Consider the following 16829-nt stretch of genomic DNA (forward strand, 5'->3'; position numbering starts at 1 on the left):
GGGCATTATTTTTCTAATCGCTGTTGGATTGGCTATACGTTATATATTGCCAGGATTGCTTCATTTGCTTTCACATTCGCGGGAGCTTTTGGTGTTGTTCGGTATTGCCTGGCTGTGGCTCTGGCGGCTTTGGGCGATATGCTGGGTTTTAGCAAGGAAGTGGGCGCTTTCGTCGCGGGTGTGTCTTTAGCTTCCACGCCTTAACGGGATGTACTTGGGGCGCGTCTGGTTAGTCTGCGCGACTTTTTGTTGTTATTCTTCTTTCTTGATCTGGGAGCACCTCTGGAGCTTGGGCTGTTAGGCGCTCAGTTGGTTGAATCATTAGTATTCTCGTTATTCGTACTGATTGGAAACCCATTAATTGTTATGGTTATCATGGGCGTACTTGGGTATCGCAAACGTACCGGGTTTCTGGCTGGGCTTACTGTAGCGCAGATTAGCGAGTTTTCCCTGATTCTGGGCGCATTGGGCTTGCATCTCGGCCATATTGACGCTGCAACTGTGGGATTGATTACCCTGGTAGGGATTATTACGATCAGTGTTTCTACCTATATGATTCTATATTCACATTTATTATATGAATGGCTGGCACCCTGGCTAAGCATATTCGAACGTCGACAACCTTATAGGGAAAACAAGCAGAATGATACGTTTGCTGATGGTATTCTACAGGTTATTGTTTTTGGCTTAGGGTGCTACGGAGCTGGAATTGCACAAGCATTGCGTGAGCATGGCTGCCGAGTATTGAGTGTCGATTATAATCCAGAACTTGTTCGTGCATGTGATTCCGTAAGACACCCCGTCATTTATGGAGATGCTGAAGATCCTGAGTTTATTGCATCACTACCGCTTGCACGTACTCAATGGGTGGTCAGTACTGCACGCGATCACCATGTTAGTCAGGTGCTTATTCATGCCCTGAGGGACTTGGGTTATGCAGGCAGGATCGCCGTTACCGCCCATCATTTTGATGAAGTTGCCGGGTTGGAACAGGCAGGCGCTCATTTCGTGCTGGTTCCGTTTGCGGATGCTGCGCGCGAGGCGGCTGATCGTCTTTTTGAACAGACAACTTTGGGGAAATTGCGGTGAGATTCGTAATGAAATCGAAAAGTTGATTGGTTATCAGTTTGTGGGGAATTTTGCTCTTTGCTATCTGGGATGTTCTCGTCGATAGTGGAATGGCGTTATGGCGGGTTGGATGGTCTGCGGCCTTGTTTATATGGATTTCGCTGTGTCGCGGGTGTGGCATCAATCAATCGGGTTTGTGTTTTGTTGTGCACTCCTTTTTGAGCAGGTGTTACAAGGCGTACCTGTCAATATGGATTATGGTTAATATAATCAGTTTGTTGCCGAGTGCATTAAGTAATAAACTGGATCAATGTGTTCTAAAATGCCTGTACTGAATAAAGAGAAGGATTATATGGCGAGATTCAAATCTGTATGTAGAACAATACCCGGTAAGCCTGTTCGGTATGCCCCTGAATTCCAGTGCTATAAGGCAATGACATGACAGGATTTACAAATATTCTTTGTGTAATTGAATCTGGGAAAGCCTGCAAGCCTGCTCTGGCGCGTGCCGCTGTAATGGCGGAGAATAATCAGGCCAGCCTCACGGTCATCAACATGATCGAACGCATTACAGGTGATATCGAAACGTTGGAGCGTGATTCGTTTTCAACTGATCTGCAGGCCATGGTGTTGCGACATCATGAACAACAAACGGAGTTGTTAGTTAAACCTTATCGCAAGAAAATTCAGATCCAGACCAAAATTCTAACAGGCATACCATTTTTGGAGATCGTCCGTGAAGTGTTGCGTTTCGAATATGATCTGGTGATTAAGATGGCCGAAACCCGGGATTGGCTGGGCCGCATATTCGGCAGTGAGGATATGCATCTGTTACGTAAGTGCCCATGTCCCGTTTGGCTGATCAAGCCGGGGGCGCCACAATCTTGTCAGCGTATTTTGGCAGCTGTGGATGTGAATTATGACTATTTGCCATCAGAATTGCAGACACGAAAGATATTGAATCAGAAGATTCTGGAATTGGCTGGTTCCTTGGCGCTGTCGGAGTTTGCTTCGCTGTATATTGTGCATGCATGGGAAGCCGTGGGTGAGGATCTCATGCGTACGCGTGAACCCTTTATGAACACTTCGGATGAAAAGATTGCTATTTATGTGGATCAAGTTCGAAAGCAGCATCAGCAGAATATGAATACATTGGTGCTGGAGACGACGAATCGATTGGGGAAGGATGCAATGGATTACCTTAAGCCGCGGATCCATTTAGTGAAAGGTGCAGCGCGTAAAGTAGTTCCAACACTGGCAAGACAGATTGAAACCGATTTGATCATCATGGGTACAGTAGCCCGTACGGGTATACCTGGATTCATTATGGGCAATACCGCGGAGGAAATTCTCAATCAAATTGATTGTTCAGTTTTGGCGGTCAAGCCGCCTGGGTTTGCAACACCCATTACATTGATGGATTAAATAGACATAGACTAACTCTGGAACAGAGTTTGCGAACATGGTTTTTGGTGATGAGCAATTTAATACTTCGCATTATCTATTTTAAGTTAAAAATTATCAGTCCGAGTGAAGAGCTTGTTCTGAGCATGAAAATTAAATGCCATGGATTCAATACGGCACTTTAACGGACCACATATTTACTCATATCCTGTTAATTGTGGCAAACTCCACTTTTTGATTGATTTAGGTAATTTTTATTCGTGTCTCCTTACGAGCTTTTTATTGGTTTGCGCTATACCCGCGCAAAAAAGCGTAATCATTTTATTTCTTTTATTTCCTTGATCTCCTTGTTGGGCATTACGCTGGGCATGACTGCGTTAATTACCGTCATGTCTGTGATGAATGGTTTTCAGAAGGAGGTGCGCGCACGCATATTGGGCGTTGCTTCGCATGTACAGATCACTGGTTTTGACAATAAGCTCACCAATTGGCAGATGACTGCCGATGAGGCCTCCAAACATCCCTCTGTGGATGCGGCCGCGCCTTTTGTCAGTGCGCAGGGAATGGTGTCTTATGATCAGGTTGTGCATGGTGCGATTGTACGAGGCGTTGTGCCGAAAAAAGAAAATACGGTTGCAGATTTTGCCGATATGATGGTTAGTGGCGAGCTGGAAAATTTACTGCCCGGTGATTTTGGTATTGTCATTGGCATGGAGCTTGCGCGCAGTCTGGGGGCGTTCAGGGGCGACAAGATCGTGCTGATCTCGCCGCAGGGACAGGTGACGCCTGCAGGCATTTTGCCGCGGCTCAAACAGTTCACCGTAGTCGGTATTTTTGAAGCCGGACACTTCGAATACGATTCAGGACTGGTGCTGATTCATATGGCTGACGCGCAAAAACTTTATCGTATGGAAAATGATACGGTTTCAGGCGTGCGTTTGAAGTTGAGTGATTTGTTTCAGGCGCCACAGGTGGTGCATGACTTGTCTACGATGTTATCGGGCGCTTATTATGTCAGTGATTGGACCAGACAACATGCAAATTATTTTCGCGCGATTCAGATTGAAAAGCGCATGCTGTCGTTGATTCTGGCACTGATTATTGCTGTCGCGGCGTTTAATATTGTTTCAACACTGGTGATGGCGGTTACCGACAAGCAGTCTGATATCGCTATTCTGCGTACGTTAGGTGCGAGTCCACGTAGCATTATGAAAATATTTATTGTCCAGGGGACGTTTATCGGTGTGGCGGGCACCATCCTGGGCGTGAGTGGTGGCGTGCTGCTGGCGTATAACGTCGGAGAAGTGGTTGCGTTTATCGAATGGATATTCAGTGTCGAATTTTTATCGAATGAGATTTATTATATCAGTAAGATTCCAACTGATCCGCAGACTTCGGATATTGTAACTGTAGCAGTGGTATCGTTTGTGTTGAGTCTGCTGGCTACCATTTATCCAAGTTACCGGGCATCCAAGGTGAATCCGGCGGAGGCGCTACGTTATGAATAATGCTGCAAGCAAATTCGCTGATAATGCCGTTATTACCTGCCGCAATCTGTTCAAACAATTTGATCAGGGCGAACTGGAAGTTTCTGTGCTGAAAGGCGTCAATCTGGAAGTCGTGAGCGGTGAAATGCTGGCTATCGTCGGTGCGTCCGGCTCAGGTAAAAGTACCTTGCTGCATTTGCTGGGCGGACTCGATAAGCCAAGTGGCGGTGAAATTCATATTTTGGGGCAGGATATTGCAGCAATGGATGAGTCTGCGAGGTGCAAACTGCGCAATGGTTCCTTGGCCTTTATTTATCAGTTTCATCATTTGCTGCCGGAATTTACGGCGCTGGAGAATGTCGCAATGCCTTTGTTGATCAGGCGCATGGCGACAGACGAAGCGCAGGATCGCGCAGCCGAAGTTTTAAAACAGGTAGGCCTGGGTCATCGACTGACACATACACCGGGCGAGTTATCCGGTGGCGAACGCCAGCGGGCAGCCGTGGCGCGCGCACTGGTGACGCAACCGGCTTGTATTCTAGCTGATGAACCGACTGGCAATCTGGACCGTCGCACAGCCGAGGCTGTTTTTGATTTGATGCTGGCGTTAAATGAGCAGATTAACGCCAGTTTGATTATCGTTACGCATGATTTGAAGCTGGCGAGTCGCGCCAGACGTATCAAACAGCTTATTGACGGCGTATTGCAGGATGCGCCGGTAATGTCCCAAGGCGTTTATGAATAATGGCCATTCCCGGTAAAGAGCAATCCTGATAATCGGTTTTTAAAGCTTTCGCAGGCTGTTCATTGTTGTTTTTGAATAACAATCAAAATGCTTATCGTCAATAGTCAATTTTAAATAAATCGATGCGTACCCTTATTACATATATCATGGTCTTTCCACGGCGCAGTGCATTTGTGATACTGGCACTGTTGGTCGCCGGTGTGGCGGAAGGGCTGAGTCTGACTGCATTATTACCTTTATTATCGATAGCGGTTGGTGAGTCATCGGGTGATTCTGGGATTGGTCAGTTCATGGAAGAAGCGCTCAGGAAAATCGGTATAGAACCGACACTGGATATGATTCTGATTATTATTGTGGGCGGCATGTTCACAAAAGGACTGATACTGCTGCTGGCGAATCGTCAGGTGGGATATACGGTTGCACATGTGGCGACGGCTTTACGCCTAAATTTGATTGAAGCTTTATTAGCGAGTCGTTGGCAATATTATTTGCGCCAACCGGTGGGTTCGCTGGCGAATTCGGTGGCGACTGAAGCTTATCGAGCAGCCAATGGCTTTGAACACAGCGTAAATGTGCTGGCGCTGGCAACACAGGTACTTGTCTATGCATTGGTGGCCGTGTTTATTTCCTGGCAGGCAACGCTGGCATCGCTTTTTATCGGCCTGTTTCTCTTGATCGTGCTGCACCGTCTGGTGCGCGCAACACGCCGTGCAGGTGCAAATCAAACGCAATTACTACGCCATTTGCTCACCTATCTATCGGATGTTTTAAATTCCGTTAAATCCCTTAAAGCGATGGCGCGTGACAATGTGGCGGATGCGATTCTGCGCGACCAGACCAAGCAACTGGAAAAAGCCACGCGGCATGAAGTGATGAGTCGGGCAGCATTAATGGCACTGCAGGAACCGATACTGGCAGCGATTACTGCGGCCGGCTTGTATCTGGCGCTGGTGGTCTGGCAACTGTCATTGCCTGAAGTGATGGTGATGGTTTTTCTGCTGACACGTATATTGGGTCTGCTCAATAAAACGCAGCGCAAATACCAGCAACTTGCCGTACAGGAAAGTGCATACTGGGCGCTGCGTAAGGCCGCAGAAGATGCCGCCGATGCCGCTGAACGCAGGTCGGGAACGGACGAGCCGCACTTGCAGCAGGGTATTTTATTACGCAATATTCGGTTCAGCTATGATAAGAAAACTATATTTAAACAGCTGGATATTGAAATTCCCATTAAAACGTTTACAGCTGTCACCGGTCCGTCCGGCGTTGGTAAAAGTACTTTAATCGACTTGTTGTGCGGTTTGGCTGAACCCAATGCGGGTGAAGTGTTGATTGACGGTAAATCACTACATGAACTCGATATGCGTAGATGGCGGCATATGATTGGTTACGTTTCACAGGATACTATTTTGCTGCATGACACAGTCATGAACAACATACTGGTTGGCGAGCCTGCGCTGACTGCAGAGGATGCCGAACGCGCACTGCGTCAGGCAGGTGCATGGGATTTTGTCAGTGCGTTACCGGACGGTATGCAGACGATTGTCGGCGAGCGTGGCGGATTACTTTCCGGTGGGCAGCGTCAACGTATTGCAATTGCACGTGCGCTGGCGCATGCGCCGGTATTTCTGATTCTCGATGAACCTACCAGCGCTTTGGATCCAGAGAGCGAAAAAACAATCTGCGAAACGTTGCGGCAGTTGTCCAAGCAGCTCACTATTATTGCCGTTTCACACCAGCCTGCAGTGATCAATGCCGCCGACAGGGTGTTTATTTTGTCCGAGGGCGAAGCGAAAACACTGTCGCATGGTGCTGATGTTCCTTCTGTGAATTGAATGTAGACCACCTTGCAGTTATGTTGTATGCCGGTTACGGTTGATTACGAAGAGGCTGTTATTATGTTCTACTACGGATTATAAATAAAAAAACTGATTGAGAGCGTGCAACTAAATAGATATCAGAAATTGATCATGGGAGTTTTGTAAATGATCCTGCGTAAAAGAGTATTTTGCGCGCAGTCAATGTTGACCGTTAATATAGACCTGATCTCGAGCTGTACACATCATGATCAAGGGGCTATTTGAAGTCGCGGTTAAAGCGACGGACCTTGGACGATCAAGGAGATTTTATTAAGAAATTTTCAGTTTTCAGGAAGATGAGGGAATCTGGCCAAAACAGCACTTTGCGTTTTGCGTGGAGTTCTCGGTGTTAGTTGTGATGCAGATGACTCTGGAGGAAAAAAGCTACGCAACACAATGACCCATTCCACTGACGTGGATGAATGCTACTTCGCTATATGTATTCGATCCAGATGAATATGAGCTGAAATTCTGTAGTTTCAAATCAATAAAAGTATAAATAGCAGGATTTGTATTATACAGTGAATGCGTTAGCTGCAATTAAAGTGTTGCCATAATTGTCCGCCTTTCAAAAATGCCTTTCAAAGTCTAATATAACGAATGCAATTAGAAAGACAGTATGCTTCGATTCATACATGCCGGTGACTGATACACAATTTCAAAGTTCTTGTTACCGTGGGCGCTTTGCGCCATCGCCGACCGGACCGCTTCATTTCGGCTCATTAGTTACTGCAGTCGGCAGTTATCTGGATGCCAAATCGCATCACGGTGAATGGTTGATCAGAGTGGAAGACCTTGATACGCCGCGCGTAGTGCCTGGTGCGTCACGCGATATTCTGGTAATGCTGGAGAAATTGGGCATGGAATGGGATGGTCAAGTAGTGTACCAGAGTCAGCGTCATGATTTATATAGTAGTGCGGTCTCTTTGCTTAATAAACGGGAGATGGTTTATCCTTGTGTCTGTTCGCGAAAGGAAATTGCCGATTCGAGCATAGTCGGTATCAGTGGCCCTATCTATCCGGGTACTTGCCGGGACAGTTTCAGGAATGCGCATAACTGGGTTAAGGATCGAAAGCAAAGTTCAGTGCGCATTAAAACCGATCAGCGTGTTGTGGCATTAACAGACCGTGTGCAGGGGGTTTTGTCCCAGCATATCGGCAAAGATATCGGAGACTTTGTTTTGCACCGTGCCGATGGCATTTTTGCTTATCAGTTGGCGGTAGTGGTCGATGATGCGCAGCAGAATATCACACATGTGGTGCGCGGCGCTGATTTGCTGGATTCAACACCGCGGCAGATATTTTTGCAGCAGCTTTTGGGGTATGCAACACCGGTTTATATGCATTTGCCAATTGTTACCAATGACGGAGGCGAGAAACTCAGTAAGCAAACCTTTGCTGCACCTGTTGCGCAATTCAATGTATCATTTCAGTTAGTAGCTGCACTAAAATTTCTTGGTCAGAATCCACCGCGGGAATTACTGGATTGTGATCTGAAAACATTCTGGCAGTGGGCCATTTCGCATTGGAATGCGGATAATGTGACAAAAACAGGCGTGCCCACAGTTTTTATGACATAAGGAGAATTTGTGGTGCTATTGCCATTCTATATACCCGGTCAACGACGGACAAAAGTTGTGATTGTCGGTGGCGGCTATGCCGGATTGACGGCGCTGACAACCCTGAAGCAATATGCCTCCAATGTTGACATCACCATTATTGATCCCAGTGATCAACATCTTAAAGTTACGCATCTGCATGAGACGTTTCGCTATCCGTTATCGGATTTGCTTGTTTCTTTCAGTGTGCTGGAGTCACGTTTTAATTGTCGTCATATTCAGGCTGCGTTGGCTGTGACGGATGAACTGCTGTTGCAATGGCAAGACCAAAAGAGCCTGGTGGTTGGCGATGAAAGGATTGATTTTGATTATTTGGTCGTGACTACGGGTGTAGATACGCGCACACAGCAGTGTGATCAAATAGAAAATGTTTTTACGTTGCAGCATTTTATGCAAACTCCAGGGACGGAATTGTTGCGTGAGCACTTAAGTAAGCTCGGTCAGGATGAACCACTGATTTCTGTCGTTGGTGCGGGTGCAACAGGCATACAGTTTTTGTTTGAAATAAAACAGTTTTTGTGCAGGCAAAATATTAAAGCGAAATTGCGATTGATTCACTCAAGTGATCAGGTGCTTGCGCAGTTTCCACGTGGTTTCGATGCTTATGTACAATCCTGTATGCAGGATTTAAATATTGATTTTATACCTGATACACGTTATCGTGGACAGAATGATTGTAGCGTAATGCTTGAGGAAAAACAGACAGGCCGGTCTTTTGAGCTGACTTCGCATGCGACGTTTCTTTTTCTTGGAAAAAAACAGGAAAATATTTTGTCCGCAAACATGTTTGGGCAATCCGTAGTTAACCACCAGACATTGCAGAATATTTTCGTGGCGGGAGATTGTTCTGTTTATACAGCTTTTGGTTCGAATATTCAATCAGCGCAATCGGCTGTGCGTAAAGGAAAGCTGGTTGGCCGGAATATTTTGCGTCATTCAGGCATGCTGAAAATACTCGAACCCTACCTGCATCATGACATTGGATATGTCGTTAATCTTGGTCCATCAGATGCAGTCGGGTGGTTAATCACACAAGGCAATATTGTAACGGGTATCCCTGCGCTTGCAATAAAAGAACTGGTAGAGGCGCAATATGATTTATTATTGATGGGGATAGATACTTATGTGGTTTAAGAATTTAACACAGGAGACTATTTATGTTTGGTCTATTAAAACAAACCCCTGTTGCCGGTAAGGCCAATGCGCTGATTCGTAGTCCGTCTGACAAACTGTTTAATTTCATTGGCGTTGATTTGCTGACCAACTATCCGCGTTGGTCGCCAGAAGTTAAGGAACTCGAAAAGCTAACAGATGGCCCGGTTCAATTAGGAACGCAATGCCGTCAGGTCAGGGTTGATCAAGGAAATCGTTCGGAATCAACATTCAAGGTTAATGTGTTTGATGCCGGCGCACGCATCTGCTTTGAAGGTATTTCAAATCCTTATCGATGTGACTATGTTATTGAAGCAGTCGATGAGGAAAGTAGTCGAATCACTTTTGTTTTTGAGCTGCTTGACCTGGAGTTACATATGAAACCATTTGAAAAGCTTGTTCGCATTGCTGTCCAAGACGGCACTGAAAGAACGGTGCATAATATAAAAAAAATAATTGAGGCTGAAAGTGCAGAAACTAATTGACAGTATCTTGCATTGGAAAAATATGGTTTTGCTGTGTAACTTGAATATAAACTTGGAGAGATATTATGGACTTTATCGTTGAAAAAGACCCTGGGTTGATTCCACAAGTATTATCCAAAATTCTTGACTCATGTATTAACGGTGTTACATTGGCTGATCCCGATCTGGAAGATTTGCCGCTTGTATATGCGAATAAAGCATTCGAAAAAATAACAGGTTATTCACAGGAAGAGACGCTGGGGAAAAACTGTCGGTTTTTGCAGGGCACGGATCGCGACCAGGAAGCAGTCTCTCAATTAAGAGCGGCGATAAAAAATAAGGAACCCGTCGAAGTTACACTCAGAAATTATAAAAAAAATGGTGAGTTATTTTTTAATCATCTGATGATGATGCCGCTCTTTGATTCAAAAGGAAACCTGCTGTATTTCCTGGGTGTTCAATATGACGCAACCGAACAAGTCAAGGCGGATGAAGAAATCAAACGACTGAATGACCGTCTGGCATCGCTTGAAAAATAAAGCGGTGGTTCAATACTGGAATAAATAACATTCTTATATTGTTAAAACAGAAAATTCATACGTAGTGGAGTGCTGTTTATTGGCCGCATGATAAATACTTGCGGACAAAGGTACTGGCGAAAATTTGTATGAAAGGGTATGATACGCGCTTCACGAGGGGAGGTGTGGCCGAGTGGTTTAAGGCAGCAGTCTTGAAAACTGCCGTAGGGGTGACTCTACCGTGAGTTCGAATCTCACCGCCTCCGCCAATAATATAATGTAATTATATAAAAAATATAAAAGGTTAGTAAATCTACCCATCTTCGGTCGGCGGTTAGTAATTAACATTTCTGGATGAATTAAGCGGATAAGACAAGCCCTAAATCTTGTCTGGTGCTGCTAACGTAATGGCTTTGATACAGTCATACGGCTCAAAGAGACACTCACTAAACTACCCGCCTAGCCAACAACCGCTTGATGAACTGTTGCTATTTGCACCTGAATTTGCTGAATCACTAAAGTTGAATGGCAAGTGGCGGGGCTGGTGCTCAAGGTTAAATCAGGCATTTTTTATATGAATCAGCGCTTCTGCTCGAATTGGAATGCTCAAATAGCAGTATTTCTGTCAAAGTCTGGCACAAATTTGACACAGTCAGTTTTGAGGCCTGTTAAAACGTAAAAACTTTCTAGCAAGCATTGCTGAAATATTATTCAGTTACAGAAAAACCTTGCATGAAGAAAAACCTTAAACAACTGAATAGACTATCATATAAAACAAAGAAGGTTAAAGCCCATGTTGTCAATCGGTAAGCAAAATGCACATGTATTTTGTTTCAATCGATGCTGAGAAGTTTCGATGTTGGAATGTTAAATACCTGACATCTGGTCTGAGCATTCTTGAGGGTATTACCAAGTTAAGTAAATTTGCATAAAAACTGGTCAATACACGAATTTTCAACTCATTGATTGTTAAATACTCATAATACTGGCTCGAGGTGGAAAATCAGTCCAATTTAACTTAACTTAACCTGGCAATACCCCCAGAACCAATTTAAAGTTCAGCTATTTCAATGCTGAAGAAAAAAAATTACTTCTCATCTCGCTAGAGATGGCGATAAAAACCCGAAGACCAGTAGTTTCAAGCTAGCCTTATCGAGAATACGATATGCGAGCATGCACAATTGGTTTGATAAACTGTATTAGTTCCGATAAACGGAATTTATAGACCCGGATTCCAAGCAGGTCGTCTACTTTTGCTTCACCGCAATCAGGGTTTGATGCAATGGTACGCACTGCTTCATCAAGATCAGATTTATGCGGTGGATGCTGCTTCTTTACAACGCTCAAATGTGGGCGTGACATAAAACGCATCAGCCGAACTTGTACTCACCCGTTAACTTTTCCTGATCGGCAATCAGTATGTCGCGGATCATGGTAAACGGCAAATCAGGATTCTCCTCTGCAATCTTGCCAATTTGTGACCAGTATTCGATATGCTTGGGTAGCGAGCTGTGTTGTGTTTGCGCGTAGCGTTTGGCCTCGGCCACCAGGCTCTTTGATAGTTTTACGTTTACAGACATGCTGGTAAAAGGCTCATTTTAGCTTAATTAGTTCCTTCAAGGAACGTGGCAAGGATTTTGTCATTAATTTTGGTGCTGAATCGCCTCGGGTTTGCAGCAGACTCTATTTCTTGAGAGGATAGGGTCATGAGAAAATAAGTAAGCTGTTTGCTGGCGGTTCGTGAGCGGGTTGTCCGGCTGTTGCAAGCGCACCAGGGGGAGAGCATGAGTCGCAGTGGGCCGCATTGGAATCGATTTCATCCAGGATAGGTTGTGCCGCTGAGGCGCTGTAAATGGGTACGGCAATCAGAGACTGATCAAGGTATGCGAGCAGGTATGTCAACTTCGGATCGTGAGCGACTCAAACAGCTGGAGCGTGAGAACCGTGAGTTGAAGCGGCCAAATGAGATATTACGCAAGGCATCCGCTTATTTTGCCCAGGCGGACCTCGAGCCGACCGAAATGACAGAGGTATTTGTTAATCAGCACAAGAAACAGTACGGGGTCGGGCCGATTTGCAGGCAATTCAGATTGCCCCGTCAAACTACTATAGGCACAAAGCGCGTGAACGGGATCCTGATCGGTTGCCAGATCGCATTATGCGAGACAAAGCGCTTGAATGCGATATACAGCGCGTATGGAAAACAACTTCAAAGCCTATGGCGCAAACAAAATATGGCGACAACTGTTGCGAGAAAGTATTCGTGTTGCGCGTTGTACCGTCGAACGGTTGATGAAGAAGCTTGGGATACAAGGCATCCGGCGCGGCAAGAAGTTGTCAATAACAGAGCAAAAATGTATCAAATAACGCGTTAAAAGTGTGCCAGTTAAGATGGTGGTTTCAATTACAGGAAGAATCTAGGGTTCGAGTGGAAGGATTCTAATCCTAGAGCGCAAATAGTCCAAAAAAGTCGGGTCGATTCAGTGAATGGGACAGTCTCTGAGCGATAAATTTTGCCACCATCACTTTGTTAATATGTCACGCTGATTGCCGATCCCAGCGGTTTCCTCAACAGCAGAAAGCAGTCTGTTCGTCATTTGCCTGTACGCGCCGCAGGTGCTTGAGTTGCGCAAACATGCACTAGTACTCCATCAATTCATCATCTTTGGATTGATAGAGTAAACCTGAAACGAGTAAGCAACAAAATGATGGTCGTTCGGAGTTGCTTTCTTGCCGACTTTGAATCGCTTCTTAACATGGTTTTGACATTGTCTTGGTTATAATAATGTTGAGCACATACAAGTTATGAGCTGTAGGTAAGCACACTTAATGAAGTTTTACATCAGCAGTTTTTTGTCAAAATATATGTAAAATATTTTGACGATTCATTTGTTTATGGAGAAAGTGGGTATGCACGGGCTTCTATATTCAATTGGTATTTCGCTGTCATTTCATATCAACTGTCAGTTTTAAAATTATGTCAGGTATACACTCATGCAAGTACTGATCATAGAGGATAATCAAGATATCGCTGCCAGCATCTATGATTATTTTGAATCATTAGGTTACATAGCCGATACGGCGGCTGATGGTGTCACTGGTTTGCATCTGGCGCTTGCAAAGGACTATAACGCGATTATTTTGGATCTGGGTTTGCCAGGTATAGATGGTTACGAGCTATGCCGCCGGCTTCGTCAAGATGCGCATCAGGCAGTTCCAGTTATCATGCTGACTGCTAGAGATACGTTTGAGAATGAATTAGAAGGCTTCAATTCCGGTGCTGATGACTATTTAATAAAACCTTTTGCGCTAAAAGACCTGGCCATGCGTGTGAAAATATTGTCAGAACGGATTAACCGTCTGCCAGCAACTTCACCATTAGTAGTTGGTGATCTCTCGCTTCATCCGAGTACAGGTGAAGTATACAGAGCAGGTAAGAAAATTATTCTCAATCCAACGTTGTTTCGGCTGTTGGCTTATTTGATGAAAAATCCCCATCGTGTCATCAAATGCGAGGAAATTGAGTATGCGATCTGGCAGGACAATCCGCCGGATAGTAATGCGTTACGTGCTCATATTTCCAATCTGCGTCGGATTATAGACAAACCGTTTGGGCATCCTTTTATACATACTGTGCGAGGTTGCGGCTACAAGCTAACGGATAAAAAAAGTGTAAGGTTGTTTCGAGAAACAGTATGAGCGATTGCAATAAGTCTCATCGTTTCAATGAAAATAGTTCATGAAGGTATTGTGAGAAGGAAAGGACTTACCTGACTATTTTCTATAATGCACTGGAATTCTTATCAGACTCGATACTGGATTCTTTGGGTATACTCATCCTGGCTTTTGGTGGACAAAACCGGTGAGATTGATGAATATTTTGGTAATCCCCCCGAAAAATAATCGAAGACAAAGCGGTTTCGCTTCGATGGTTTGCCTGACTCGGTATTTTCTTTCCAGACTTTCTACCTACGACTTTGTCGTCCGGTGCAGCCACAAGAAAGTGGAGAAAGTGGATTGTGCGCATGCAGAGCTATAAGTGGTATTTTTCGGAGGGGATTGCCGGATACATTTACTGATTCAACTCCTTTTGGAGTGCTGATGAAGTGAAAATAGTTCAACATTTCTACGATAACTTGTAAAAACATACTCATTTTTAACAAAACTTTAACATGTTTTTTGCGTGGTGTTTGCATGAGTGTTTTTAAAATTTGTGTCACGTTCGGTGATATGTTGTTGTCACCACGTGGGGCCTTTTAACAGTTAGGAGAAATGACATGAACAGAACTATATTCACCTGCGGGGTAATGCTAGCTGCCATACTGTTGCAACCAACCCTGATATTTGCTTCGGATTCGTCAAATGGCGCTGCATTAAAAGATAGCGCGCAAATGGGGCTGAAGCATGAAGACACGCAGTCGCGAGCGCACAAAATGATGGCGCACACTAATCTGGCCAAACTTGCATTGAGAATCAGACTTCCGCGCCAGGCAATGCATCATATTGAAAAAGCGCAGTTTCTTAATGCCCAATTAGAAACAGATTATCCATCGCAAACGATAAATTCTAAATTCACTTATGGAAAAGTAGTCTATGTGAAAAACCAGGAAGTTATTAATCATTACGTCCCAGTGATAGACGATGTGTTGCTGATTAGCGATTATGAGCCGATTTTTAATCAATTAAGTAGGCTGCCTTTTAGAGAAACCAGTGCCAGTGTGGTTTACGTGAGCCTTTCGATGGACTTGGATAAAATAAAAGCAGCGCTTGATGCGGCAGTAACAGATATTAAGAAACAGGAATACAATATTGCGCAGGAAGTGCTTACCTCAGCTTTTGAGGGATCTGTTATCAATGAAACAACAATAGATGAGCCAGTAGCCGCAATTTCAGAAAACCTGGCGCTTGCCAAGGCATTCTTAAATAATAAGCAGTATGATAAAACACGTACGACCTTTAAGAATGTCCATGCGCGTCTTGACAGTATCAGCAACACGAAGCTCTCTGAAGTAGAAAAGGATGACATCAACAGGCTTTCGCAGGATTTCCATCAATTGCAGGCGGAGTTAAGAGGGAAAGACCCGATGATGACTCAAAGTATCAGTGATCGGTTTGATAACCTGCGAAAAGCTTTTAGAAACTGGTTTGGTTAACTTGCAACCTGAGGCCGGAGGGGACATCGGATACCGAGTCTCCTCTCTCAAATTTTTATTCGTTTGGATCAGATAGCCAGAGTCTGTGCAAAAATGCGCGTTCTCCCTTTGCAGTAGTGGCATAGCGTCTTAAGAATATAAGGAGTGCTGGAAATGAATCAACAGCTAGAAGCAAAAATTGTCAAACCGAAATTGGGTTTGTTGAAACTCGTCAAGCAGTTCAATAATGTTCAGAAAGCCTGTGAAATTATGGGTTATAGTCGAGACAGTTATTATCGATTCAAGAAGCTGCATGATCAGGGTGGAGAAGCTGCATTATTAGAAATCAGCCGCAAGAAGCCAATTAAAAAAAACCGGGTAAAGCCGTATGTTGAGCAAGCGGTGGTCGATATGGCGTATAAATATCCGTCCTTTGGACAGCACAAAGTTGCCAATGAATTAAAACTTCAGGGGGTGACAGTATCTGCTAGCGGTGTCAGATCAATCTGGTTGCGGCATAATCTGGAGTGTTTCAAGAAACGGCTGTCAGCATTGGAAAAAAAATTAAGCAAGATTGCAGTGCTTTGACAAAACCTCAGTTACAGACATTGGAAAAAATAACGAAAAGAAAAAAAGCGTACGAGGAAGTCGATATGCATTACCTGGGTTATCTGGGCATACAAAATACATATTATGTTGGCTGTATCAAAGGCGTTGGTAAAATCTACCAACAGACTTTTATCGATACGTATTCCCGGCTGGCTATTGTCAAACTCTATGCCGACAAAAACGCCCAGATGATTGATGATCTGCTCAAAGACCGAGTCATTCCTTTATTCGACAAGCAGAATGTCCCCTTGCTGCGAATCCAGACTGATGGGGGAACTGAATATTGCGGTAAAAAAGAAACGCATACTATCAACACTATTTAAAACTCAAAGGTATTGATCATACTAAAGTCAAAACCTATAGCCCGCAGACTAATGGAATTTGTGAGCGTTTTCATAAAACAATGAAAAAAGAGTGCTATGACGTCATGTTTCGTAGCAAAATTTATCAAAATTTATATGAGATTCAGCAGGATGTTGATTGTTGGATGACGTTTTATAATAAAGAACGACCCCATTCAGGAAAACACTGCTACGGTAAAATACCCTGGCAAAGCTGGATGGACGGCAGGGTACTGACAAAAGGCAGACAGTTTGATCACTTTTTTATACCTGCGGACAGTCAGTCTCCTCCGAAAAGTATCTTGGTAAAACCATAAATTATCTTAGCTGTATTAGTGTGATTACCAAGGGAAACTGTCGGTCTAATTACCGAGCGACTTTGTCATAATCACTTTAGCAAGTCGTGCCTCATTCCACAATTACTTTTTTAT

At 44.3% G+C, this 16829-nt stretch carries 16 protein-coding genes, 1 tRNA gene, 1 pseudogene and 1 other annotated feature; of the genes and pseudogenes, 14 read left to right on the plus strand and 4 right to left on the minus strand.

Going from position 1 to position 16829, the window contains the following annotated elements:
* Positions 1-32: 32 nt before the first annotated feature.
* Entirely contained in the window at positions 33-197 is a 165-nt protein-coding gene (locus C8R11_RS16485) for a hypothetical protein (protein WP_219908588.1), read from the minus strand.
* Positions 198-234: 37 nt separating this feature from the next.
* Between C8R11_RS16485 and C8R11_RS16490 the strand changes: the two genes are divergently transcribed.
* From C8R11_RS16490 to C8R11_RS11225, 10 genes are all read left to right on the plus strand, one after another.
* On the plus strand, positions 235-1089 hold the full coding sequence (locus C8R11_RS16490) for a cation:proton antiporter family protein (RefSeq protein WP_280523897.1): 855 nt from the start codon (positions 235-237) through the stop codon (positions 1087-1089).
* Between the two features lie 417 nt (positions 1090-1506).
* Positions 1507-2493 carry a universal stress protein gene (locus C8R11_RS11185; protein WP_107795768.1) on the plus strand — a complete coding sequence of 329 codons (987 nt, stop codon included), beginning with the start codon at positions 1507-1509 and terminating at the stop codon, positions 2491-2493.
* A gap of 239 nt (positions 2494-2732) precedes the next feature.
* Positions 2733-3980, plus strand: coding sequence for a lipoprotein-releasing ABC transporter permease subunit (locus C8R11_RS11190; protein ID WP_107795769.1), 1248 nt, complete (start codon positions 2733-2735; stop codon positions 3978-3980).
* Positions 3973-4704: a lipoprotein-releasing ABC transporter ATP-binding protein LolD gene (gene lolD, locus C8R11_RS11195; RefSeq protein ID WP_107795770.1), complete on the plus strand. Its 732-nt coding sequence runs from the start codon at positions 3973-3975 to the stop codon at positions 4702-4704. Before C8R11_RS11190 ends, lolD begins: the two co-directional genes overlap by 8 nt.
* A gap of 122 nt (positions 4705-4826) precedes the next feature.
* Complete coding sequence (locus tag C8R11_RS11200; RefSeq protein WP_107795771.1) at positions 4827-6539, plus strand: ABC transporter ATP-binding protein; 1713 nt, start codon at positions 4827-4829, stop codon at positions 6537-6539.
* Positions 6540-7204: 665 nt separating this feature from the next.
* Complete coding sequence (gluQRS, locus tag C8R11_RS11205; RefSeq protein ID WP_244907642.1) at positions 7205-8143, plus strand: tRNA glutamyl-Q(34) synthetase GluQRS; 939 nt, start codon at positions 7205-7207, stop codon at positions 8141-8143.
* 9 nt (positions 8144-8152) lie between these two features.
* Complete coding sequence (locus C8R11_RS11210) at positions 8153-9316, plus strand: NAD(P)/FAD-dependent oxidoreductase (protein ID WP_107795773.1); 1164 nt, start codon at positions 8153-8155, stop codon at positions 9314-9316.
* A gap of 23 nt (positions 9317-9339) precedes the next feature.
* Positions 9340-9819, plus strand: a complete 480-nt coding sequence (locus C8R11_RS11215) for an SRPBCC family protein (protein WP_107795774.1) — start codon at positions 9340-9342, stop codon at positions 9817-9819.
* A gap of 65 nt (positions 9820-9884) precedes the next feature.
* Positions 9885-10337 (plus strand): PAS domain-containing protein, encoded by a 453-nt coding sequence (locus tag C8R11_RS11220; RefSeq protein ID WP_107795775.1) that lies wholly within the window; start codon positions 9885-9887, stop codon positions 10335-10337.
* Positions 10338-10495: 158 nt separating this feature from the next.
* Positions 10496-10585: transfer RNA gene (locus C8R11_RS11225), tRNA-Ser, on the plus strand.
* A gap of 880 nt (positions 10586-11465) precedes the next feature.
* On the opposite strand, the gene C8R11_RS11230 is transcribed toward C8R11_RS11225, so the two are convergent.
* Positions 11466-11678, minus strand: coding sequence for a type II toxin-antitoxin system RelE/ParE family toxin (locus tag C8R11_RS11230; protein WP_219908590.1), 213 nt, complete (start codon positions 11676-11678; stop codon positions 11466-11468).
* Between the two features lie 8 nt (positions 11679-11686).
* Positions 11687-11896: a TA system antitoxin ParD family protein gene (locus C8R11_RS11235; protein WP_107795776.1), complete on the minus strand. Its 210-nt coding sequence runs from the start codon at positions 11894-11896 to the stop codon at positions 11687-11689.
* Between the two features lie 252 nt (positions 11897-12148).
* On the opposite strand from C8R11_RS11235, the gene C8R11_RS16750 reads away from it, so the two are divergent.
* Entirely contained in the window at positions 12149-12691 is a 543-nt protein-coding gene (locus C8R11_RS16750) for a hypothetical protein (RefSeq protein ID WP_244907643.1), read from the plus strand.
* Positions 12301-12414, plus strand: a sequence feature (AL1L pseudoknot). Its footprint overlaps the gene before it by 114 nt.
* A 619-nt stretch (positions 12692-13310) precedes the next feature.
* The gene (locus C8R11_RS11245; protein WP_107795778.1) at positions 13311-14015 is read left to right on the plus strand and encodes a response regulator transcription factor; all 705 of its coding nucleotides are present in this window, start codon (positions 13311-13313) and stop codon (positions 14013-14015) included.
* An 82-nt stretch (positions 14016-14097) separates the two neighbouring features.
* Here the strand turns inward: C8R11_RS11245 and C8R11_RS15910 are convergent, their stop codons facing one another.
* A complete protein-coding gene (locus C8R11_RS15910) occupies positions 14098-14343 on the minus strand; it encodes a hypothetical protein (protein ID WP_146159104.1) in 246 nt (81 codons plus the stop codon).
* Between the two features lie 364 nt (positions 14344-14707).
* On the opposite strand from C8R11_RS15910, the gene C8R11_RS11250 reads away from it, so the two are divergent.
* Both C8R11_RS11250 and C8R11_RS11255 read left to right on the plus strand, forming a co-directional pair.
* Positions 14708-15469, plus strand: coding sequence for a YfdX family protein (locus C8R11_RS11250; RefSeq protein ID WP_146159105.1), 762 nt, complete (start codon positions 14708-14710; stop codon positions 15467-15469).
* Positions 15470-15622: 153 nt separating this feature from the next.
* Positions 15623-16715 (plus strand): annotated as a pseudogene (locus C8R11_RS11255) (IS481 family transposase).
* Positions 16716-16829: the final 114 nt, after the last annotated feature.

The sequence above is a fragment of the Nitrosomonas aestuarii genome, from assembly GCF_003046585.1.
Taxonomy (GTDB): domain Bacteria; phylum Pseudomonadota; class Gammaproteobacteria; order Burkholderiales; family Nitrosomonadaceae; genus Nitrosomonas; species Nitrosomonas aestuarii.

Coding starts and splice junctions, on each gene's coding strand:
- C8R11_RS11185 (WP_107795768.1), top strand. CDS start 1,507: ATGACAGGATTTACAAATATTCTTTGTGTAATTGAATCTGGGAAAGCC.
- lolD (WP_107795770.1), top strand. CDS start 3,973: ATGAATAATGCTGCAAGCAAATTCGCTGATAATGCCGTTATTACCTGC.
- C8R11_RS11200 (WP_107795771.1), top strand. CDS start 4,827: ATGCGTACCCTTATTACATATATCATGGTCTTTCCACGGCGCAGTGCA.
- C8R11_RS11215 (WP_107795774.1), top strand. CDS start 9,340: ATGTTTGGTCTATTAAAACAAACCCCTGTTGCCGGTAAGGCCAATGCG.
- C8R11_RS11220 (WP_107795775.1), top strand. CDS start 9,885: ATGGACTTTATCGTTGAAAAAGACCCTGGGTTGATTCCACAAGTATTA.
- C8R11_RS11230 (WP_219908590.1), bottom strand. CDS start 11,678: ATGTCACGCCCACATTTGAGCGTTGTAAAGAAGCAGCATCCACCGCAT.
- C8R11_RS11235 (WP_107795776.1), bottom strand. CDS start 11,896: ATGTCTGTAAACGTAAAACTATCAAAGAGCCTGGTGGCCGAGGCCAAA.
- C8R11_RS11245 (WP_107795778.1), top strand. CDS start 13,311: ATGCAAGTACTGATCATAGAGGATAATCAAGATATCGCTGCCAGCATC.
- C8R11_RS15910 (WP_146159104.1), bottom strand. CDS start 14,343: ATGCGCACAATCCACTTTCTCCACTTTCTTGTGGCTGCACCGGACGAC.
- C8R11_RS11250 (WP_146159105.1), top strand. CDS start 14,708: ATGGGGCTGAAGCATGAAGACACGCAGTCGCGAGCGCACAAAATGATG.